Consider the following 21,260-nt stretch of genomic DNA (forward strand, 5'->3'; position numbering starts at 1 on the left):
GGAATTTGACGTGCAATTCTAGTTGGCTTTTTCGAGCGCCCGCACGTCGGGATGAGCGCCTGTTATGAAGGAAACGATTTCTTCGGGATTGGTCTCGGCACGCAGCCGTTCGGCCACCTTGCGGCCGCGCCGGAACACGACGATGCGGTCGGCGACCTCGAAGACTTCGGAGATGTTGTGGCTGATGAGCACCACGGCGCAGCCGCGCTCGGCCAGGCGCCGCGTCAGGGCCAGGACCTTGCGCGTCTCGGCCACGGCAAGTGCCGCGGTCGGCTCGTCCATGATCACAAGCCTGGCGTTCAGATTGAGTGCGCGGCAGATGGCGACGGCCTGGCGCTGCCCGCCCGACAGGCTGCCGACCGGGGCTTCCGGATCGGAAATATGGGCGTCCAGCTCCTTGAGCAGGCCGTCGACTCGATGCCGCATGTCAGCGCGGCGCAGAAACGGAACGCCGAGCACCGAGCGCTTGAGTTCGCGGCCAAGAAAGACATTTTCCGAGATCGACAGGTTTTCGGAAAGCGCCAGTTCCTGGAAGATCGTTGCGATGCCCGCAGCTGCCGCATCCTTCGGCGAGGAGAATGCCACCGGCACGCCCTCTATGATCAATTCGCCATCGCTTGCCGGATGCGCGCCCGCCAGGATCTTGATGAAGGTCGACTTGCCCGCGCCGTTGTCGCCGAGCAGCGCCAGCACTTCTCCGGAGCGGATTTCCAGATCGACGCCGGACAGCGCCGTCAGCGCGCCGAAGCGCTTCGCGATTCCTCTGGCAACGAGAAAAGGAGCGGTCATGGCGACAATCCCATGGGGTTGATTGCTAGGCGGCCTTGCTCACCCAGCTCAGCACATTCTTCCAAAGGCGCGCATAGCCCGGCCATTCGACGAAGCTGTTGGGCAGCCAGTGCGGGCCGATGTCGGAGGTCCAGGCCACCGTGCGCCCCTTGCCATAGCGACCGGTCACAAGCAGCGGGTGACCACCTTCATCTTCCGGCAGCGATGCCAGTACCTCGACATCGTCGCGATCCCTCGGGATGACCTCGTTGGCGCCGAGAAGCAGTGGCCATTCCCCCTCGATGCCGGCCAGGATCGGGTGGTCCTTCGAACCGGTTATCGACGGGCGAAACCCTTCCGGTATTTCGAGGCGATCGTCGTTTGGCAGGCATGTCACGGGCAATGCCTCCTCGACAGCCGTGCGATGCCAGCGGGCCTTGCCGTCGATGCCCTGGAAACTGAAATAGCCTCCGACCATGACAAGGCCGCCGCCGACCTTGGTCCAGTCCCGCAGCAGCTTCAACCGGTTCGGCACCGTCTTGCCGTGCAGCCAGACATCGGGATGCAGCAGCAGCGAGTTGGCACCGATGTCGGAGAGGATGATGGCGTCGTAGCGGGACAGGCCTTCGATAGTGAACGGCAGCTTTTCCACCGCCTCATGCGCCGGCATGTAGTCAAGCTCGAATTCGCTGTCCTTCAGCGCCTTGACCAGGGGCTCGGCGCCGAGATGAAACGTCACGCTGCCGAATTGATCGAAGCCCTTATAGTGCGTCGCCGCGCTGACCCAGCTCTCTCCGACCAGAAGCACCTTTGTCTTGCTCACTGCATGACCTCCTTATGACCGGCGGCATCATCCGGCAGCCGCGATGTTGTCCGGCGTCAGTGCCGCCTTCAGTTCCCTAAAATCCGCGATGTGTCCCTGCGCGCCTTCGGCCGTCGTCGTCAGGCTGGCGCCGACCGCGGCGTAGCGAGCGGCCTCTTCCAGGGAGGCGCCGTGCAGCCACAGGCTGAGAAAGATGCCGGCGAAACTGTCGCCCGCTCCGGTGGCGTCGACCCTGTCGACGGGAAGTGCGGGAACCTCGATCTGCGGTCCGCCGCTTTTGGGAAAGACGACCGCGCCGAACTCGCCAAGCGTCACCACCACGGTGCCGCGCTGCTTGATGCGGGCAAGGATGTCGCGTGTCTGCTGGATCATTGTCGCAAGCGGTGTGCGGAGATCGAAGATCTCGCGCAGCATGACATCGTTGATGAAGGTCAGATCGATCCGCTTGACCATTTCCACGAAGGCGTCGGGGCTTCTCGAATTCCGGGGCAGGCCGGCCGAATGCAGGCTCACTTTCCAACCTGCCTGATGAAAGCGATCGATGGAGCCGATCATGCTTTCATAGTGGAAACCCTCGATGTGAAGGCAGGCGGGACGAGCCTGCGTCTGGACATCCATGTTGGCGGTCAGATCGACCTCGCTGAGTTCGAACGGTTCGCTGATGATGGTGCGGCTGCCATTGAGTTCGATGATGACAATCGCCTGAGAGAGGCGATTGTTGAATGTGCGCCTGATCGGCAAGGCGTGGACGCCGAGCTTCGAAAGCTCTGCCAGCGCCCAGTCGCTTTCGGGATCGTCGCCGACGGCCGTCGCCAGTTCGACATCGAGGGCAAAGGGCGCGCCGACGGCTGCGGCGGCGACAGCAAGATTGGCGGCGGGACCGCCCAGGGCCTTCTCGATATGGCGCGCGGTGATGCGGTCGTCGCGGTGTGGCAGAACATCGACACGGCAGAGAAAATCGACGCTGACGCGCCCGACGACGAGCAGTCGCGGCAGGCCTTCGACATTGCCGTGTCTGCGAGGCGCATGACCCGGCAGCGAGCGCGCGAATGCGCTTGGCCGGTACATCAGGTCGGAGATCGCTTTCTGGATGCGTTCGCGCGTCGCTTCTTTGACGACAGCCGTATCATTGATGAAGTTCGACACCGTGCCGATGGAAACGCCGGCGGCATGTGCGACATCTGCAATGGTAGGACGCTTGCGCTGCACGCTGATGATCCAATTGAAGCGCTTCAACGCTAGCAAGCGAAGCGCCGTAACCTCAATAGATTTTCATTCTAATTTTAGGTTATGGCGACGAAATTGACGCTGGGCAGGAGGCCTCTTTGGAAATCCGTTCTTCTCGCCGCCAATTTTTGAAATTTCTTCAATTGCGCTCCAGCTGATTTTGCAAGCCGTCATGAGCACAATGTCGGTAAAAGCCGGGCAGCGATCCGGCAGGCGCGATTGGTGCCTTAACTTCCCGTTAACCGCATGCGCGGGGAAAATATCCGATTAACCGCGGATGCCTGTTTTCGCGGCTATATATCGTTGGTTGCGGTTCACATGAGTCTTGGGAATGTGCGGATTCGGGGGCTATTTCGGTTCTATCCGGGATGCGGAAGCTTTGCTCTCGCGCATGATAGCGGCGATCGCCCATCGTGGACCGGATGAGCACGGGAAATTCGTGGCGCCCGACGCCGGGCTCGGGCATGCGCGGCTGTCAGTGGTCGGGATCGGTGACGGCCAGCAGCCGATGTCCGACGTGTCAGGCGATCTGACAATTGCTTTCAACGGCGAGATTTTCAATTACGTGGAACTGCGCGAAGGGTTGTTGGCCAAGGGCCGGCGCTTCCGTACGTCGAGCGACACGGAAGTCATCCTGCAGCTTTATGACGAGATGGGCGAAGACTGCCTGTCCCTGCTGAACGGCGATTTCGCCTTCGCGCTATGGGACAATCGGCGTCGGCGCATGGTGCTTGCACGAGACCGGATGGGTGTCCGGCCGCTGTTCTACACCAACAAAGACGGGGTGCTTTACTTCGCCTCGGAGATCAAGGCCCTGCTCGAGGTGCCAGGCATCCCGGCCGAGATCGATCCGATTGCGCTCGACCAGATCTTTACGCTCTGGGCGCCGCTCGCCCCACGCACGGCTTTCCGCAATATCAGCGAGTTGGAGCCGGCGAGCGTCATGATAGCGGAGCAGGGGCGGGTCACGATCAAACCCTACTGGCAGCTGGACTATCCGCATCGAGACTCGCGGTCGGAGATCACTAACGAGGACCAGGCGGCTGAAGAATTGCAGGCGCTTCTGACCGATGCGGTGAGGCTTCGCATGCGGGCGGACGTGCCGGTCGGCTCCTATCTTTCGGGTGGGCTCGATTCCTCCGTTGTTTCGGCGCTCGCCGCCGGCATGACGCCTCGGAAATTGCAGACATTTTCCGTGGCCTTCGACAGCGCCGAGCATGACGAAAGCGCCTTCCAGACCGAGATGGCGTCAGCAATTGGCGCTGATCACCGAACCATCCTCAGCCGTGCTGGCGATATCGCCCGTGTCTTCCCCGAAGTCATCCATTTTGCTGAGAAGCCGATCATCCGCACGGCGCCGGCGCCGCTCTATCAATTGTCCGGCCTGGTTCGCCAGGCCGGCCTGAAGGTCGTGCTGACCGGCGAGGGCGCCGACGAGGTCTTCGCGGGATATGACATCTTCAAGGAGGCGCGTGTTCGCCGGTTCTGCGCGCGTCAGCCGGCATCGCGCATGAGGCCAAAGCTGTTCCGCAAGCTCTATCCCTATCTGCCGGGCCTGCAACAGCAATCCGTCGAATACCTGTCCGCATTCTTTGGCGTCGACAACGCCGCTCTAGACGACCCGCTGTTCTCGCATCGGCCGCGCTTCAAGACCACGTCGGCGGCCAAGATCTTCTTCTCAGGTGACCTGCGTGCGATGTTGAACGGATACAACGCGGTCGAGGAATTGGCCGACCGGTTGCCGGAGGCATTCTCGCTCTGGCACCCGCTGCATCAGGCGCAATATCTCGAAACCCGCTTCCTTCTGCCAGGCTACATCCTTTCCAGCCAAGGCGATCGCATGGCTATGGCGCACGGCATCGAGGGACGGTTCCCATTCCTCGACCATCGTTTGGTGGAGTTCGCCGCAAGGCTTCCGCCGGAAATGAAGCTGAAGGGGTTGGTGGAAAAGCACATATTGCGCAAGGCAACCGGGCACCTGCTTCCGAAGGCGATCGGGAAGCGCACCAAACAGCCTTACCGGGCCCCGGACGCCAGCTCCTTCGTGGGAGCCGGAGAACTGGATTACGTCCGCGACGCCTTGAGCGAAGCGAGCATCGCCGCCGGCGGACTGTTCAACGCCAAGGCGGTGGCAAAGCTTCATGAGAAATGCCGCACGCAGCCTGCGTCCGGGTTTCGCGACAACGCGGCCTTCGTCGGCATTTTGTCGACGCAGCTGTGGCAGAAGAATTTCACTGGCCAAGAGGTCGGTGCGGCACGAGCAGCCTGAGAAGGGAAGGAAAGAAAAATGGTTACAGTCAAGGACAAGGTCAGAACTTTCATCGTCGACAACTTCCTGTTCGGCGACAAGTCGTACCAGCTTGCGGATACAGACTCGCTGATCGAGAACGACATCATCGACTCGACCGCCGTGCTGGAACTGGTGGCCTTCATAGAGGACGATTTCGGCATAGCGATGGTCGATTCCGACGTCGTGCCGGCCAATCTGGATTCGATTGAGCGTCTCTCATCCTTCATCAGTGCAAGAGCAAAGGCGCTGGCAGCGTAAGTGCGGCCGGCGAGGAGGGGTTATGCGGATCGAACATTCTCTGGTCGCGAAGGCCGCTGCCCATCCCGCCAAAACGGCATTGATCACCAAGGACAAAAGGCTGCGCTACGAAGAACTGGACGATCTCTCCAGCCGTCTGGCCGCCGCCCTTTTCGCGAACGGCATCAGGCGCAACGACCGGGTCCTGATCTTCATGGACAATTGCTGGGAGGCCGCGGTTTCGATTTTCGCGGTCCTCAAGGCAGGGGCGACGTTCAGCCCGATCAACTCATCCACCAAGGCCGACAAGCTTGCCTATATCATCGGCGATTGCGACGCAGCCGCGATCCTCACGCTAGCAAAACTGATGCCCGTCGTCGCCGAGGCGTGCGACTCGAGCGGCAAGACCGGCATCTTCGTGGCATCCACCGTTGGCGCCGATAACCAATGCCCGGCAGGAGCGACGTCCCTGGCGGACTGCCTGACGTTCGAAGCCAGAGAGATAGACCACCGCGGCATCGACATCGATCTTGCGATGCTGATCTACACCTCTGGCTCAACGGGCCGGCCCAAGGGCGTGATGATGACGCATCGCAATTGCGACGCGGCCGCCGACTCCATCACTACCTATCTGCGCAACTCGCCAGATGACATCATTTTGAATGTTCTTCCCCTTGCTTTCGACTATGGTCTCTATCAGTTGCTGATGGCTGTCAGACTGGGCGCCACGCTCGTGCTCGAAAAGTCCTTCGCCTTTCCTCAAGCGATCTTTGAACGTATCCGCGAGGAGGACGTCACCGGTCTTCCGCTGGTGCCCACGATGGCCGCGATGATCCTGCAGATGCGGGACCTGACGCCGGGCTTCCTGCCCAGTCTTCGCTACATTTCCAACACGGCGGCAGCCTTGCCGCAGGCTCACATAGAACGCCTGCGCTTTCTTTTTCCCAGTGTCAGGCTGCATTCGATGTATGGGCTGACGGAATGCAAGCGCTGCACCTACCTGCCGCCCGAGGAGCTCGATCGCCGGCCGGGTTCGGTCGGAATAGCCATTCCGAACACCGAAGCCTTCGTCGTCGACGATCACGGGCAAATCGTGCCGCCGGGCGTGGCCGGTGAGTTGGTCATTCGCGGGCCGCATGTCATGCAGGGTTACTGGCGAAACGAAGCTGCGACCGAGCAGACCTTGCGGCCAGGACCGAACCCCTGGGAGAAGGTTCTCTACACCGGCGACCTGTTTAGGACCGATGAGGACGGCTTTCTCTATTTCGTCGGACGCAAGGACGACATCATAAAGACGCGGGGCGAGAAGGTGGCACCGAAGGAAGTGGAAGCCGTGCTTCACGCGCATCCGGGCATCGCGGAGGCCGTTGTCGTCGGCGTGCCCGATCCCGTGCTTGGACATGCGATCGGCGCACTCGTCATACGCTCGGATCCGACGCTCAGCGAAAAGGATGTCATGCGCCACTGCGCACGTCATCTCGAGGATTTCATGGTTCCCAAAGTGATAGAGTTCCGCTCGGAATTGCCAAAGACGGATACGGGCAAGGTCAGCCGCCGGCTTGCGGCGGAAATGATGGAGGCCGCGCAATGAGTGTCCGTCCAAGCGAGGACGCGAAGGCAATTCTGGCGCAGGCGCTGGCGATAGACCCCGCCGCCGAGACGGACAGGATCGTGACCGCCTTGCGCCAGCAGTTGCGCGGGATTCGCAAGCGGGGCCTCGTGCTCGGTCTTTCCGGCGGGATCGATTCAAGCGTTTCGGTGGCGCTGGCCGCGCGCGCCGCGGGCCCGCAGAATGTCTTGTGCCTGTTCATGCCGGAGAACGATTCCGATCCGGAAAGCCTGCGGCTCGGCCGCCTTGTCGCCGACACGTTCGGTGTCGAGGCCATTGTGGAGGATATCGGCCCGGCTCTGCGCGCGATGGGCTGCTATGAGCGTCGCGACGCCTTCATCCGCGAACTGGTCCCGGAATACGGCGAAGGCTGGGCCTCGAAGATCGTGATCGCGAATGCGCTCGAGAGCGAGGGGTACAATATTTCCTCGCTGGTGGTGCAGGATCCCAAGGGCAAGCAGACGAAGACAAGAATGCCGCTGCCGGTCTATCTCGGTGTCGTGGCCGCCACCAACATGAAGCAGCGCACCCGCAAGCAGATCGAATATTATCATGCCGATCGCCTGAACTTCGCCGTTCTTGGAACGCCGAACCGGCTGGAATACGATCAGGGGTTCTTCGTCAAGAACGGTGACGGCGCGGCCGACGTCAAGCCGATCGCACATCTCTACAAAACGCAGGTCTATGCGCTGGCGGCCTATCTCGGTGTCCCAGAGGAAATCCTGAACCGGCCGCCGACCACCGATACCTACTCGCTGGCGCAGACGCAGGAGGAGTTCTACTTCTCGCTTCCCTATGACCGCATGGATATCTGCCTCTGCGGCCTCAACAAGGGCATGGCGGCCGAAGTGGTCGGGCAGGCGGCAGGACTGGACGCCTCGCAAGTGGAACGCGTCTGGGCCGACATCGCCGCCAAGCGAAAGGCCACGCGCTATCTGCACCTGCGCCCGCAACTCGTCGACGAAGTCGAGGAAGTCGGCACCTAAGCTGCTTCGACCGGGCCTTGAACAGCGTTTCAGGTGAAGCGGCCGCCGATCAGCTGGCTCCACTGCTCGCCTGCAAGCCCATTCAGGAAGACCTGCGCGTTCTTCATGGCATCCATCAGCGCGGGATCGCGCGAATGCACGACGGTCGAGGCAACGGGCACGAAAGCTATGCGCCGCCCGAGCATTGCTTCCAGAAGCGCGGGTTGGATGCGGCCGCGCAGGCCGCAGACACGGCGCGCCGCGGCATGATCGATCAGGCAATCGATCACCGAGCCCACCTGGCCGGGAAGGGCGAGGATCTGCAGCACGCGACCTATCCTGTCCGGTCGTGCGTAATAGGCGAAAGCGCCGACATCGGCGCCGGTCGGCGATGCCACGGAAACATAGACAAGCTCGCCCAGATCCGGCTTTTGCGCTGCGTCGGTCAAGATACGATCGAGTTGGCCTTCCGTCCAATCCGGGCGCAGCACAAAGTGAGCGGTAAACGGCTCGATGAGTTTGGCAAATGCGCCGCTGTCGATGTCTGCCGTTCGAAATGCGCCATGGCCTGCGCCGTCCGCCGCCACGCCGGACCAGCGCCGCTCGTTGTGCTGCATTCCCCTGCAGTAGAACCGGTCCACGGCACGGGCGAACGGATTGAGCATCCGGGCAAACCCGATACGATTGGCGAGAAGGCTGACCATGAAGGTTGACGGACGCATGACGCGCACCCAGTCGAGGCTGTATTGCGGCAGAACCACGCCGCGCAGCCGGGTCCACAATCTCGCGGAAATATCATTGGCCGTCTCGCTGAAGGAGATGTCCTGCGGACCATCCAGGAAAGCCTTCAGCAGGCGGGCACCAGCCATGGGGTCGTGCTCATGATCCTCGACCATCAACGAGCTGCAGGCCGCGGCGCGCAATTGCCGGCCATTGAATGTCATCGGTAGCGTATGAACGCCGACAAATCCGGAAACGCGACCGGCGTCGTTGACATGGACAAGCGATCGGAGGTCACTGTCGCCACCGGGCGCGTCCAGATAGAATCGTCTCATGTACTCGACAAGGGAGGCCGATGCTTCGGTCCGGTCCTTGCGCAGCACGCGTTGAAACATGCCGGCGACGGCCCGAAGGTCGCCAGCTTCCAGAGCGCGGATGGTGCTCAAGCCGAGCTCCCGGCGCCGAGGTCCAGCCCACGGGTCATCGCAACCCAGGGTTTCTCATTGGCTATCGCGGCGGACGTCAGGCGTTCGCAGGAAAAGTGGTGCAATATCAACTGGTTGCAATCGCTGCTGCGGCTGACCGGTGAATTTTGATGCTGCAGCAAGGCAGGCCCTTTGCTAGGCGGATGAAAACCAGCAGTTCTAGCTGTTATCAATTTCGGGTAAACCGAGATTAAAGTTCTTGTAGCGAATTGAATTTTGTCGGCTCGGATCACAAACACGACGCGCTTAGAGCAACGCTTCGTATTGATCTCCGATCCTTTCAACCTCGAAATCGGCCGCTCTGCTCTTCAGTACGGCGACGGGGGTCGGATGGTCCAGCATCTCGGCCATCGCCTTGGCCAAGGCAGCGGCATCGCCAACCGGCACCAGGGCGCCGAAACGGCCGTCGGCAAGAATCTCCCGCGGGCCATGAGGCGCATCCGTCGAGACGACAGGGACACCGGCGGCCATCGCTTCGACCAGCACATTGCCAAAACCCTCGCTCGTGGATGAAAGGACGAACAGGTCGGCCGCTGCATAGCAGGCCGCGGGATCGTTGACATAGCCAGTAAAGAGCACGTTGGCGCGGATACCGCATTCTTCGGCATAAGCGCGCAACTCGGCGGCCAGCGGCCCTTCGCCGAAGATGACAAGCCGGGCGCGGCGGTGGGCACGCAGGAGCGCGAAGGCCCTGAGCAGGGTCAGATGATCCTTGACCGGCACCAGGCGTCCGGCGGTGGCGATGACCGGGCCGTCACCCATCGCCGCCAATTCCGCCTGCCAGGGGTATGTCTGTGGCACTGCTGCCGGCGGCAGGGGATTGTGGATGACGACGACCTTGGATGTGGGGAAGCCGCGGGCCATGATATCGCGGCCCACACCCGCCGAGACAGTGATGGCTTTGGTTGCGCGCGCCGCAACCAGCGCGGAAAGCCAGATCGCCATTCTTGCGCCAAGGCTGCTTGAGGGCAGCGAGGCGGCCGCGTGGAAGCTTGGAAAGAACTTCGCCCGGCTTCGCGCCAAGAAAAGCGCCAGCGCCACGACCAGATTGGCGAATTCGGGGGCGCTATAGACCGCATGGGGATCGAACGATCTGAACAAACGCGCGCTTCGCAAGAGGCCTTTCAGCGTTGCCAGCTTGCCGTAACCCTCACCCCGGATGGGGAGGCCGAAATTGACCAGATGCACGGCAGGGGAGCGCAGCGCGGCGTTAGGCCCTTCCGCGTTCCAAGTGAAAAGCGTGACATCGTGCCCACGCGACGCCAACTCATTTGCCATCAGGACGAAGACGCGCTCGGCGCCGCCGCCTCTGAGACTGGCAACATGAAAAATGACGCGCTTCGCCATGCCTGGGATTCAGGCTCGGCTGGCGCCAACGCCCGATCGGTTCGGTGGCTGCCAAATGTCGCGCATGATGCCCATCGCCAAGGCAAGCAGCATGCCGAGCGCAAAGCCAGCGAAAGCTCCCGCGCCTATCACCAGGACGGTGCTTGGCGGCCAGGAGCGCGCCTTTGGCGGCACCGCGCTGGAAATCACCTGAACATTGGTGGTGTCGATCTGCTCGCGCCCGGCGATCTGGCGCGCCCGCGACAGGAAGCTCTCATAGATCGTCGTCTTCGACGCGGCGTCACGTTCAAGCTCACGCAGGGCCACCTCGGACTCGTTGTCGGAGAAAACATTGCCCTGCAGATCATTCATCTTGGCATTGAGAGAAGCCCAGGAGGCTTTGGCTCTATCAAGGTTGGCTCTTGCCGTGCCGACGGTGCGGGAGAACTCCGCGTTGAGTTGAGAACCGACGGTTGCCAATTCCGTCTTGAGCCTGACGATCGTCGGGTGGCGTGGCCCAAAGGTCATGGATTGCGAATCGATCTGCTGCCGCAGGAGGTTTGCCTTTTCGCGCAGCGCGGCGAGTGCTTCGGAAACAGCAGGGTCGGGGTTGGAGCCGTTGACACCCGAGGCAACCAGAGCGTCGTAGCTCGCCTGCGCGGCGATGACGCGCGATTGCGCGTCCACAATTTCGCTGTTGAGCTGGGTCATCGTTTGCGAACTGACAAGCTGGCCATTGCTGGTGGACAGGTTATGGCTGCGCCTGTAGGCCTCGACCTTTTCCTCTGCCGTCTGCACGTCGCGCTTGAGCTGGCCAAGCTGAGCGTCAAGCGCGGCCGCGGCACGGCTGGCCCCGTCAGCCTCGGCCTTGGCCAGCTCTTCCTTGAAAGTCTTGACTATGGCTTGCGAGATCTCGATCGCCTTGCCGGCGGTTTCCGCCGATACCGAAAGGGTTGTGACAAACGACGTTTCATCGGCGGTCGTGCTGACCCGCTCAGCCAGGTTCTTCAGGGCGATAAGCTTCGGATCTGACTTGCTGCCACTCACGCCTGCGCCAGATGAGGTGCTCCCATTCGGGTCGAAAAATTCCGGATCGCTGGTCAGGTTGAGTTCGTCCACCACACGCGAAAGCACGTTGCCCGAGATCAGGATGCGCTGCTTGCTGCGTGCGGCGAGCAGTTGGCCGTCGATCTGGCCCGATTGCGAGTAAAGATCGTTTTCCACAACCTGCAAATTGGCGGGATTGATGAGGATTTCAGTCGCGACGGTAAAACGCTGTTTGCTCAGCAGGGCATAGGCGCCACCGACGACAGCGCCGACCACTGCCAGCATGAAAGCCAGGGAGAGACCGGCCCGCAACCAGACAAACAGGCGTCGAAAATCGAGTTCGAGGAAGTCGCCGATCTTGTCCAGCGTCACCGTCGCGACCGGCTCGGATGCGTGCGGCGGCACGACCGGCGCGGCGGCGCCTGCCGTGGTTGGGGCCCCGCTTGGGGCGTGTGCTGTCGCTGGGGCGCCATTTGGGGCGCCTTGTTGCGCCATTGCCCTGCGCCGCGCGTTGGCGATGCGTTGGAGTGCGCTGATATCGGAATCCGCCGCGGACGGGGAGGATGGGCCGGAGGCGGCAGGCATGATGCAACCCTATTATTCGTTACGCGTGCCCTGCTTACAGAAACATCGTTAACATCTCATTTTCCAAGTTGGCTTATTTACCATCTCACGCGCCATATCCGTTCATTGAATCTTGAATGAACGTCTTTGGCCGGGATGCCTTTGGATACCCGCTTGGATGGCCATGACCTCTACCGCCGCCGGATCGGAACGATTGCTGTCCAGCCAGGCTCGCCGCCAGAACGCGCTGTCGATTCTGTTTTTCCTGTGCGCGGCATTCGCGTTCCTGCTTCGCTTCACCGTGTCGCCGCAGATAATGAACATGGTCGTCGACTATACGGCCCAGGGCGGTTCGTTCTACGAGAAACTTCATTTCGGCACCTATGCCATCTTCCTGTTGCTTGCTTTCGTTCTTTTCAGCCGACCGTTCTTGCTGCGGGGCGACGAAATTGGACTGTTCAAGGCGCTGATGCTCTACTCGGCGCTGATGTTCGCGCTGGTGCCTTATCTGTTCATCACCGGCCGTGCGGGCTCGTCCGGGTTCATCATCGATACCTATCTGGTGGCGGGCGCCGCGGGTCTTTTGATGCTGGCATTGAATCCAGATGTGCGGCGGGCACTGGGGGACGTCGTGCTTGGCATGGCGATGCTAAGCGCTGTGATCGGCACGATCGAGGCGCTTACCCATCATCGGCTTATGCCCTACGGTTTGAACGAGTTGCAGTTCAGGCCAACCGGCCTGTCGGCACACCCACTGGCGCTGGGCGCGCTTTGCGCCACCGCAATCGGATTCGTGCCGCTGACGCATTGGCGCATATGGGTGCGGGTGACGGCGATCCTCGTCCTGCTCGTCGGTTGTGCAGCGTCGGGCGCTCGCGCCGCCCTGATCCTTGCTGCCTGTGAAAGCCTCATACTGCTGCTGTTCGTGCCGTGGCCGCGCCTGACGCCCAACCATCAGCGGCAGGCCAAGTCTGTCGTGCTGCTGTTCGCCCTGGCGGTCGGCGCGGTGCTGGTGACAGTGCTTGTTTCGGGCGGGCTGCTGAACCGCTTCAGCAAGACGATCTTTGACGAAAACTTCATGGCGCGGGTGACGATCTACCAGGTGTTCGGGCTTGTCAGCTGGAAGGACATCCTGTTTGGCATGAACGTCGATGACCTCCTGAAGATCGTCAACGAGAAGCTGCATCTGCCCTATATCGAAAGCGCGCCGGTGGTCATCGTCATGCTCTTCGGCTTGCCGATAGCGCTGCTTTTTACCGCGCTGATATTCTGGTTCATTTTTCGGCTGCTGCGGGGGGCGTCGATGCCGGCATGGATCGGCACCATAACATTCCTGCTCGCTGCCCTATCGAACAATGCGCTCTCGTCAAAGACGCCGGAGATCACGATCATCGTGGTGCTGCTGCTTGCTTATAGAAACCCGCCGAGGGCACCGGCTTCGGCGGCTGTCGCGGCCAAGCCAAAACTGGATCGGGTCCGGTAGTACCAGCCCTCAGTTAGCCGGCGCTGTCCACAACTTCGACATTGCCGGCGCGATTGAGCGTGTGAATGCCGGCGCGGGCCCATGCCGGTCCCGGTCCGATCGGGCGGGGCGGCGCAAAACGGACATCGAAATCATCAAGCCGCTCCAGCCTCATCAGCCCCAGGCCGCCGCCATAGGCTCTCGACCCGTTTTGCACTGGCAGCACCAGAGCGTCGCCCTGCCGGATAAAGGCTCCGCCGGGCCGAGTGGCCGAGTGATCGACGGCAATGGGATTGAGCGCATGGGCTGTCCACGGCCCGCGCAGCGAGGGCGCGCAATAAACGGCCATCGTATCCGACGCGCTGCCGTGACCGAACCACTCCGTCCCCAGCAGCCAGAAGCGCCCATCGGATTCGAGCAGCGTGGCATCATTGAAACTCCTGTCCGCGATCAGCACGGTGTCGCGTACCCAGCGATCTGGAAATTGCGCGGCACGGTAGAGCACAACTTCGCGCGCCGCGCTGCTTTCGGGGATCATGAAAATTTCGCCAGCGTGGGCGAATACCTGCGGATACGACAGATGGTGCGCTTCTTCCAGCACCACCCTCGGCACGTCGAAAGTGCCGCCGTCACCAAGTTCGGCCACGGCAATCACGCCGCGACCCGTGGCATAGGGAAATTCCTCGACAAACAGATAGTGGCGGCCATCGCGCTCGAGGACGAACGGGTCGGCGTAGAAACGCTGGCCGTCATCGGCAAGCACAGTGAACGGAGTGCCGTCGAGTTGTCCGGCTTCGGCTACGCCTGGCCCGTCGATCAGCCGATAGGCAACCTGCCAATAGAAAGGGCGGCGTCCAAGTCTGACTTTTTGCACGACGCGGTCGGCCAACCCCTTGCAAAAAAAGGGCAGATAGCTTCGGAAAAAACCGCGGCTCTTCAGGGTTGGCGCCGGTGGGTCGGCAATCGGCACCAGTTCGCCCGCAAAAAAGCGGGCCACACTTTGAGCAACCAGCGAGATGGCCCCGGCGAGCAGGTCGTTGCAACTGCGAGACAGCCAGAGCCGATCGCTGAGCATGGGCCGTCCCCTGGCGACGGCGACGCCATCGAGGCGAGCGGCAAGTTCGGGCGATCGGTCGCTCGCCAGCATCTCGGCCACGCCCGCGGGAAGGGTGCCGTGGCCGCAAAATTCGAGCGTCAGAACCGGCGTGCCTCGTCCCGCGGCAGTGGCGGTGAGATCGACTATGAGGTCGGCGGGACCTGGATCGCCAGACGGCAACGGCCCGGAGCGGCTTGCCAGTGAGGGACCGAAACGTCGGCTCTCGATACCAAGCACCTTGTCCAGCCCGCGCGCGGCGGGCGCGGGCGCGGGCGCGTGGTCGATCGAAACCACGTGGCCAGCCGCCTTCAATCGCCTCAGAAGTTCATTTTCCCAGCGCCGAGATCCGTCGGCGTGGCCGATGATTAAAATCTTACTCAATCGAATATGTTCTTTTTCAAGACTGCCCTCGTAGACTACCTATCGGCCTAGACTTTCAAAAGGCTTATCACGGGAGAATAAGAGGGTCTTGGTTGTTAATCATATATTAAGATTTGGCACCACGGCGCCGCTTTCTGCCGCTATTATGGATCTTGCAGCCGCCCAGGATCAGCAATGAACGTCCTCTCACATCCAAAACTGCCGTCCAGGCAGAAACTGCTGATCGTATTCGGCACGAGGCCGGAGGCGCTCAAATGCTTTCCGGTGGTGCGTGCAGCGCTTGCCCATCCAGGTTTCGTCACCGAAACATGCATCACCGCGCAGCACCGCGAGATGGTCGACCAGGTGATCGAGCTGACAGGCCTGCCGGTGCACTACGACCTCAACATCATGCAGCCAGGCCAGACGCTGTTCGACGTGACCTCGCGCGTGCTCCTGGGCATGGCCGAAGTGCTGGAGAAGGCGAAGCCCGATATCGTCCTGGTACAGGGCGACACGACGACGGCGATGACCGCCGCCCTGGCTGCCTTCTACAAGCGCATTCCGGTCGCCCATGTCGAGGCGGGCTTGCGCAGCCACGACATCAATTCTCCCTTTCCGGAGGAACTGAACCGCAAGATCGCCGGCAACATCGCCACCTGGCATTTCGCGCCGACCGATCAGGCGCGCGACAACCTCATCGCTGAGGGAAAGCCTGCGAACACGATCTTCGTGACCGGCAACACGGTGATCGACACGCTGCTGCATTTTTCCAGTGCGATCGACGCCGACAGGCTTATGAGCACCGAGCTCGCCGCCCGGTTTCCCTTCCTCGACCCCGCCAAGAAGATGATCCTGGTTACCGGTCACCGGCGCGAGAATTTCGACGGCGGCATCCAGCGCATCTGCACGGCGCTGAAAGGATTGGCGGCACGCGGAGACGTGCAGATCGTCTACCCCGTCCATCCAAATCCAAATGTGCGCTCGGTGGTCAACGCAGAGCTGGAAGGGGTGCCGAACATTTATCTGGTCGAGCCGCAGGACTATCTGCCGTTCCTGTACCTGCAGAAGCACAGTTATCTGGTGCTAACAGACAGCGGCGGCGTGCAGGAAGAAGCGCCTTCGCTCGGCAAGCCGGTGCTGGTGATGCGCGAAAACACCGAGCGGCCCGAGGGGATCGTGGCCGGTACCGCCCGTCTCGTCGGCACCGATGTCGAAAAAATCCTGTCCAGCGCCAATCGCCTGCTCGATGACCAGGCGGCCTATCGCGGCATGGCGGAACGACACAACCCATATGGCGATGGCCGGGCCAGTATCCGGATCGTTGAGGAATTGCTGCATCATGGCTGAGATCAAGACCGTTTCCGTTATTGGCATGGGCTATATCGGCCTGCCGACCTGCGCCATTTTCGCCAGTCGCGGGCTCGACGTGATCGGCGTCGACGTCAACGAGGCGGTGGTCGAGAAGGTCAACCGCGGCGAAATCCATATCGTCGAGCCGGACCTCGACGGCTTGATCCAGAAGGTCGTCGCCAACGGCAAGCTCAAGGCATTCAACACGCCGCAGCCGGCGGATGCCTACATCATCGCCGTGCCGACGCCGATGACCGAAGACCACAGGCCGGATGTGAGCTACGTGCTTGCGGCGGCAAGAAGCATCGCCCCGGTGCTGAAGCGGGGAGACCTTGTGGTGCTGGAATCGACATCGCCGGTCGGCACGACGCGCATCATGACCGGGCTGCTTGCCGAGTTGCGGCCCGATCTCAAGTTTCCTCTCGCGCATGGCGAGGAGGCCGATGTCCTGGTCGCCTATTCGCCCGAGCGCGTGTTGCCGGGAAAGGTGCTGACCGAGCTGATCAACAACGATCGCTCGATCGGTGGACTGTCCCGCAAATCGTCGGAACGGACCGCGGCCCTTTATTCAACCTTCGTTGCTGGCGACCTGTTCATGACCCAGGCCGAAAGCGCTGAACTGGTGAAGCTGACCGAGAACGCATTTCGCGACGTCAATATCGCCTTTGCCAATGAGCTTGCGGCAGTATGTCAGGATCTGTCGCTCAACGTCTGGGAAGTGATCGATCTCGCCAACCGGCATCCGCGCGTCAACATCCTCCAGCCGAGCCCGGGCGTCGGCGGTCACTGTATTGCGGTCGATCCCTATTTTATCATCGACGCCGCGCCCAACAGTACGCGGCTGATAGCCTCGGCACGCCGGATCAATTCCGAACGTCCCATGTCGGTGGTCAGGGACATCCAGGCTTTGCTCGACCCTTCCCGCAAGCAGACGATCGCTTGTCTGGGGCTGAGCTTCAAACCCAACATCGACGATATGCGCGAGAGCCCGGCTGTCGAAGTGGTGAAGCTTCTGTCCGATATCCCCAATTTGAAGATCGTGGCGGCTGAACCCAACGCCCATGGGCTGCCGCATGAGCTGGAGGGCAGGGGTATCGTCTTTACCGACGCACTGTCCGCCATCGACAAATGCGACATCGTCGTCCTTCTGGTCGATCATCGGCAGTTCAATTTTGTCGACCCCGAAGCGCTCAAGGACAAGAAGCTCGTCGACACAAGGGGTCTGTGGACCTGGCGCAAGGCACGCAAGCCCGACGCCCGCATCGAGGGGAAGAAAGCACAGGTCGAACGCCAGGCACTCCCGGCAAGCAGGGACGAGGCAGCATGAACGCGCACGACTCCGCATGGGCGCAGCATTCCCTGTTGGCGTCACGGCGCCGGGAGTTCCTTGGCGCGCCGCTCCATGCGCTAACCATGGCCGAGACGCTGGCAATCGCCGATGAGGCGATGACCCTGCGGCGGCCGCTGCATCATGTGGTGGTGAATGTCGCCAAGCTCGTGAACATGCGCAAGAATGCCGAATTGCAAGAGGATGTTGCGACGGCCGATGTGATCAACGTGGACGGTATCGGCGTGCTTTGGGGCGCGCGTCTTTGCGGTGTCGAGTTTCCGGAGCGGGTCGCCGGTGTCGACATCATGATCAATCTGCTCGGCCTCTGTGCGCAGCGTGGCTATAGGCCTTACCTCCTGGGCGCCGAACAGCACGTTCTCGACGCGGTTGCGAGGCGACTTGCCAAGGACCATCCGAGCCTCGTTGTCGCCGGCATGCGCAATGGCTATTTCAAGCCGGAAGACGAGGCCGCGATCGTCGAGGCGATCAATGCCTCGGGCGCCGACTGCCTGTTGGTGGCGATGCCGACGCCGCGCAAGGAGCGCTTTCTCAAGCGCTATCGCGACGAACTCGCTCCGAGCTTCGTCATGGGCGTGGGCGGCAGTTTCGATGTCTATGGCGGCAAGGTCGCGCGGGCGCCGAAACTGATCCAGGCGGCCGGTCTGGAGTGGCTGTTTCGCGTTGCGCAGGAGCCGCGACGCTTGTGGCGCCGCTACTACGATACCAACACTGCCTATGCGGGGCTGCTGTTCCAGGAATTTTGGAACCGCCTGCGGCACCGAAACGTCAATCTGTAAATTCCGCTTCGGGTTGCGGATTGGCCTCGAAATCGAAACGCCCTGGCGCTGGCGAGTCCTATGCGGTCCGTAGCCGCGCCCGGAGCTTGCCGACGAATTGCATCGTGGCCGCAGGGTGGAACAACCAGGTCAGCCCAAAGAAAACCACCGCGCCGGCGGTGCCGCCCGCGACAAGCGGGAAGATGGTCGGCGCATCAGTGAGCAAAGCGCTGGCAATGCTCGCGGCCAACCCGGTGGCAAACGAGATGACGACTGAGACGCCGATGTCGCGCCACGGCACCGGCACTGGCGTGAGCCGCTCACTGATGATGATGCAGGCTATGAGGCCCACCAGCGATCCGCCCGCCAGCGCCAAAGCGGCGCCGACCTCCGCCATCCGCGGGATCAACAGCAATGACAGCCCGATGGTCGCTACCGAGCCGAAAGCGTTGGCGACGATCAGCAGCCACGGCCGTTTGTGCGCGTGCACCACGACGCCGTAGACGAAGCTCGCGAGGTTGGCGCACAGCACGCTGAAGGCAATGATCGGAAAGAGCAGGCCGAAGCGGCCGTGATACTGGGCGGGCAGCATGAGCTGCGTGATGTCGTTGCTGAGCGCGATCAGCATTGCTGCAATCGGCAGGCAAAGGCGGACCATCAAAGCCATCAACTGCGACAGCAGCCGGCCCGAAGCCGCGGGCCCTTCCTCGTCGAACCGGCTGACCACCTCGGGGAAGGCCCCCATGTTGATGGCATTGGCGACCATATCGATCGGCTGGCGGGCCAACGCATAGGCCGCGGCGAAGATGGCCACGGCGCCGGCGTCGTAATAGACCTTGAGGAACAAGCGCTCCGCGCTGTTGAGGCCGAAGCCCACCAGCGCCATGATGACCAGGGGCACGCCGAGGGCGAAGAACTCCTTCTGGGTGAAGCGTGGCGGACCGGCAACGACGCGCCGGGACGTCATGATGCCCGCCACGATACCGGCGATCAGAACGCCGAGGCTCGTGCCAAGCGAAACCGTCAGAAAGGAATCCTGGAACAACATGATAGCGCCGATCGGCAGCGCGAGTTGCAGAACGGCGCGCAGGAATTCCAGCATCGAATAGACCGAATGACGCTGCTGCATCTGCAGCACCGTCAATGCGAAGCGGCCGACGGCGCCGGCGATCAGATAGCTGCCGACGGCGATGGAGAACTCGACCCAGCGCTCCGGCACGATCAATGCCGAGGCGACCACGGATACAATCAGCGCCAGCGCCGTGGAGGCAAGCAGCACCCGTCCGGCCAGCATCAGGCTGCCGCGGCTGACATCGCCCTTGCCGCCAAGCCTGAGCAAGGCGATGCGCAGCCAGTTGGTGACGGCAATGTCGGTCATTTCGCCGACGGTCACCACCAGGGTCAGCAGGCCGTATTCGGTCTGGTCGATCAGACGCGTCACGATGACCAGCAAGAGCAGCGCGGAGATACGCGTCAGCAGGATCGCCGGAGCATAGATGAGCGTGGAGCGGAGCAGCAAAGGGGGTTTGTCCCTGGGTAATTCAGCTTCGATTAACTGTCGACCGGCGGAAAAGCCAGCGCGATGACGGCGAAGGGTGAACAGATTCAGTTTGAGACAGGAGATTTGTCGTAAACCTTATAGGGAACCTTAGCTTTCCAGTTACGCGGCTTGTGCTATCCGAAACACCGTCATGCTCCAGCGTCTCATTCACAATCGAAAAGTACATGTCCTGGTCGCGACGCCCTCGGGCGTTTCGGGGCAGGGCGGCATCGACCGCATCATGGCCACGCTCAATCACGGGCTCAAACGGCAGGCGAGCCCCGATATCGACGCCCGTTTCCTTCCCAGCCGCGGTTCGGGCCCGGTCGCTTTGTCGGTCTTCTATATGACCGGCTTTTGCTTGCGGATGCTGGCCGCACGCATCGCCGGACATGCCGATGTCGTCCACATCAACCTGTCGGGATATGGCAGCACCTACCGCAAACTGGTGATTGCCAAATGCGCGCGGCTGCTCGGCATTCCCTATGTGCTGCATCTGCATGGAGCGGAGTACCAGACGTTCTGGCATGAAGACCGCAGCTTTATCAGCCACCGCATCCGGCAGATGTTCGAGCACGCCAGCCGCGTCGTGGTTCTGGGCCGTATCTGGCGCGACTTCATCGCAAGCCGCGCGCCAGGCGCTGCCGACAACATCGTGATCGTGCCCAATGCCACTGAAGTTCCATTCCTGGCGCATGTCGGCGGCGGAGACAGCGTTCACATCCTGTTCCTGGGCCGTATCGGCGATCGCAAGGGCGTGCCGCAATTGTGCGATGCGCTGCACCGCATGAAGGCCATCAACGGCTGGCGCGCCACGATCGCCGGCGATGGTGAAGTCGAGACGGCACGAACGAGATCGGCCGAACTGGGCCTTGCCGAGCGCGTTGCCTTTCCCGGCTGGGTCGGGCCCAATGAGGTCGCATCGCTGATCGCTTCGGCCGATATTCTGGTGCTGCCCTCCTTTGCCGAAAACCTGCCGGTCTCGGTCATCGAAGGGATGGCCGCCGGCCTCGCGGTGGTGACGACGCCTGTCGGCGCCGTGGAGGATATCGTCACCAACGAGCAATCCGGTCTGCTGGTGCCGCCCGGCGACGTCGCGGCGTTGACCGAGGCGCTGACACGGCTGGTCGAGGACAAGACGTTGCGCGAGCGCCTGGGCGCCGGCGCCATGGCGGTGCATCGGGAGCGGCTCGATCTCGCACCATTTGTCAACGCGATCTGCGATGTCTGGAGGTCGGCCGCGTCGAAGGCCATCCAATCGGTCAAGCGCTGACGCTGACCG

At 61.9% G+C, this 21,260-nt stretch carries 18 protein-coding genes; 10 read left to right on the forward strand and 8 right to left on the reverse strand.

From position 1 onward, the window contains the following. Nucleotides 1-18 precede the first annotated feature (18 nt). From AC0L2H_RS12285 to AC0L2H_RS12295, 3 genes are read right to left on the reverse strand one after another with little or no spacing between them, the layout of a single operon-like run. Entirely contained in the window at nucleotides 19-789 is a 771-nt protein-coding gene (locus AC0L2H_RS12285) for an ATP-binding cassette domain-containing protein (RefSeq protein ID WP_473590466.1), read from the reverse strand. 25 nt (nucleotides 790-814) lie between these two features. After that, nucleotides 815-1,591 carry a glutamine amidotransferase gene (locus AC0L2H_RS12290; RefSeq protein ID WP_473590467.1) on the reverse strand — a complete coding sequence of 259 codons (777 nt, stop codon included), beginning with the start codon at nucleotides 1,589-1,591 and terminating at the stop codon, nucleotides 815-817. A 27-nt stretch (nucleotides 1,592-1,618) separates the two neighbouring features. After that, on the reverse strand, nucleotides 1,619-2,800 hold the full coding sequence (locus tag AC0L2H_RS12295; protein ID WP_473590468.1) for a carbohydrate kinase family protein: 1,182 nt from the start codon (nucleotides 2,798-2,800) through the stop codon (nucleotides 1,619-1,621). A gap of 349 nt (nucleotides 2,801-3,149) precedes the next feature. Here AC0L2H_RS12295 and asnB point away from each other — a divergent pair, with 349 nt between their 5' ends. Genes asnB through nadE form a run of 4 tightly spaced genes read left to right on the forward strand, consistent with a single transcriptional unit; the run spans nucleotide 3,150 to nucleotide 7,940 of the window. Next, nucleotides 3,150-5,087, forward strand: coding sequence for an asparagine synthase (glutamine-hydrolyzing) (gene asnB / locus AC0L2H_RS12300; protein WP_473590469.1), 1,938 nt, complete (start codon nucleotides 3,150-3,152; stop codon nucleotides 5,085-5,087). Between the two features lie 18 nt (nucleotides 5,088-5,105). After that, nucleotides 5,106-5,366, forward strand: a complete 261-nt coding sequence (locus AC0L2H_RS12305; protein ID WP_107648077.1) for an acyl carrier protein — start codon at nucleotides 5,106-5,108, stop codon at nucleotides 5,364-5,366. A gap of 22 nt (nucleotides 5,367-5,388) precedes the next feature. Beyond that, on the forward strand, nucleotides 5,389-6,936 hold the full coding sequence (locus AC0L2H_RS12310; RefSeq protein ID WP_473590470.1) for a class I adenylate-forming enzyme family protein: 1,548 nt from the start codon (nucleotides 5,389-5,391) through the stop codon (nucleotides 6,934-6,936). Beyond that, the gene (gene nadE / locus AC0L2H_RS12315; protein WP_473590471.1) at nucleotides 6,933-7,940 is read left to right on the forward strand and encodes an NAD(+) synthase; all 1,008 of its coding nucleotides are present in this window, start codon (nucleotides 6,933-6,935) and stop codon (nucleotides 7,938-7,940) included. The genes AC0L2H_RS12310 and nadE overlap by 4 nt, the downstream gene beginning before the upstream one ends. 29 nt (nucleotides 7,941-7,969) lie before the next feature. Here nadE and AC0L2H_RS12320 read toward each other — a convergent pair whose 3' ends face one another. The 3 genes from AC0L2H_RS12320 to AC0L2H_RS12330 all read right to left on the reverse strand — a co-directional run bounded on the left by AC0L2H_RS12320 (nucleotide 7,970) and on the right by AC0L2H_RS12330 (nucleotide 12,082). Then, a complete protein-coding gene (locus tag AC0L2H_RS12320; RefSeq protein ID WP_473590472.1) occupies nucleotides 7,970-9,085 on the reverse strand; it encodes a hypothetical protein in 1,116 nt (371 codons plus the stop codon). Nucleotides 9,086-9,370: 285 nt separating this feature from the next. Then, nucleotides 9,371-10,471, reverse strand: a complete 1,101-nt coding sequence (locus tag AC0L2H_RS12325) for a glycosyltransferase (RefSeq protein ID WP_473590473.1) — start codon at nucleotides 10,469-10,471, stop codon at nucleotides 9,371-9,373. A gap of 9 nt (nucleotides 10,472-10,480) precedes the next feature. Beyond that, complete coding sequence (locus AC0L2H_RS12330; protein WP_473590474.1) at nucleotides 10,481-12,082, reverse strand: GumC family protein; 1,602 nt, start codon at nucleotides 12,080-12,082, stop codon at nucleotides 10,481-10,483. Nucleotides 12,083-12,239: 157 nt separating this feature from the next. Between AC0L2H_RS12330 and AC0L2H_RS12335 the strand changes: the two genes are divergently transcribed. Next, nucleotides 12,240-13,544 (forward strand): VpsF family polysaccharide biosynthesis protein, encoded by a 1,305-nt coding sequence (locus AC0L2H_RS12335; RefSeq protein ID WP_473590475.1) that lies wholly within the window; start codon nucleotides 12,240-12,242, stop codon nucleotides 13,542-13,544. A gap of 13 nt (nucleotides 13,545-13,557) precedes the next feature. Here the strand turns inward: AC0L2H_RS12335 and AC0L2H_RS12340 are convergent, their stop codons facing one another. Beyond that, a complete protein-coding gene (locus AC0L2H_RS12340; protein ID WP_473590476.1) occupies nucleotides 13,558-14,598 on the reverse strand; it encodes a glucosamine inositolphosphorylceramide transferase family protein in 1,041 nt (346 codons plus the stop codon). Nucleotides 14,599-14,697: 99 nt separating this feature from the next. Here AC0L2H_RS12340 and AC0L2H_RS12345 point away from each other — a divergent pair, with 99 nt between their 5' ends. The 4 genes from AC0L2H_RS12345 to AC0L2H_RS12360 all read left to right on the forward strand — a co-directional run bounded on the left by AC0L2H_RS12345 (nucleotide 14,698) and on the right by AC0L2H_RS12360 (nucleotide 18,459). Further along, entirely contained in the window at nucleotides 14,698-14,823 is a 126-nt protein-coding gene (locus tag AC0L2H_RS12345) for a hypothetical protein (protein WP_473590477.1), read from the forward strand. A 351-nt stretch (nucleotides 14,824-15,174) separates the two neighbouring features. Then, complete coding sequence (gene wecB, locus AC0L2H_RS12350) at nucleotides 15,175-16,329, forward strand: non-hydrolyzing UDP-N-acetylglucosamine 2-epimerase (protein WP_473590478.1); 1,155 nt, start codon at nucleotides 15,175-15,177, stop codon at nucleotides 16,327-16,329. Further along, nucleotides 16,322-17,659, forward strand: coding sequence for a UDP-N-acetyl-D-mannosamine dehydrogenase (gene wecC / locus AC0L2H_RS12355; protein WP_473590479.1), 1,338 nt, complete (start codon nucleotides 16,322-16,324; stop codon nucleotides 17,657-17,659). Before wecB ends, wecC begins: the two co-directional genes overlap by 8 nt. Then, nucleotides 17,656-18,459 (forward strand): WecB/TagA/CpsF family glycosyltransferase, encoded by an 804-nt coding sequence (locus AC0L2H_RS12360; RefSeq protein WP_473590480.1) that lies wholly within the window; start codon nucleotides 17,656-17,658, stop codon nucleotides 18,457-18,459. Before wecC ends, AC0L2H_RS12360 begins: the two co-directional genes overlap by 4 nt. A 58-nt stretch (nucleotides 18,460-18,517) precedes the next feature. On the opposite strand, the gene AC0L2H_RS12365 is transcribed toward AC0L2H_RS12360, so the two are convergent. Next, nucleotides 18,518-19,957 carry a lipopolysaccharide biosynthesis protein gene (locus AC0L2H_RS12365; RefSeq protein WP_473590481.1) on the reverse strand — a complete coding sequence of 480 codons (1,440 nt, stop codon included), beginning with the start codon at nucleotides 19,955-19,957 and terminating at the stop codon, nucleotides 18,518-18,520. Nucleotides 19,958-20,129: 172 nt separating this feature from the next. On the opposite strand from AC0L2H_RS12365, the gene AC0L2H_RS12370 reads away from it, so the two are divergent. Further along, nucleotides 20,130-21,251 (forward strand): glycosyltransferase family 4 protein, encoded by a 1,122-nt coding sequence (locus AC0L2H_RS12370; protein WP_473590482.1) that lies wholly within the window; start codon nucleotides 20,130-20,132, stop codon nucleotides 21,249-21,251. Nucleotides 21,252-21,260: the final 9 nt, after the last annotated feature.

It is taken from the genome of Mesorhizobium sp. WSM4871, assembly GCF_055811295.1.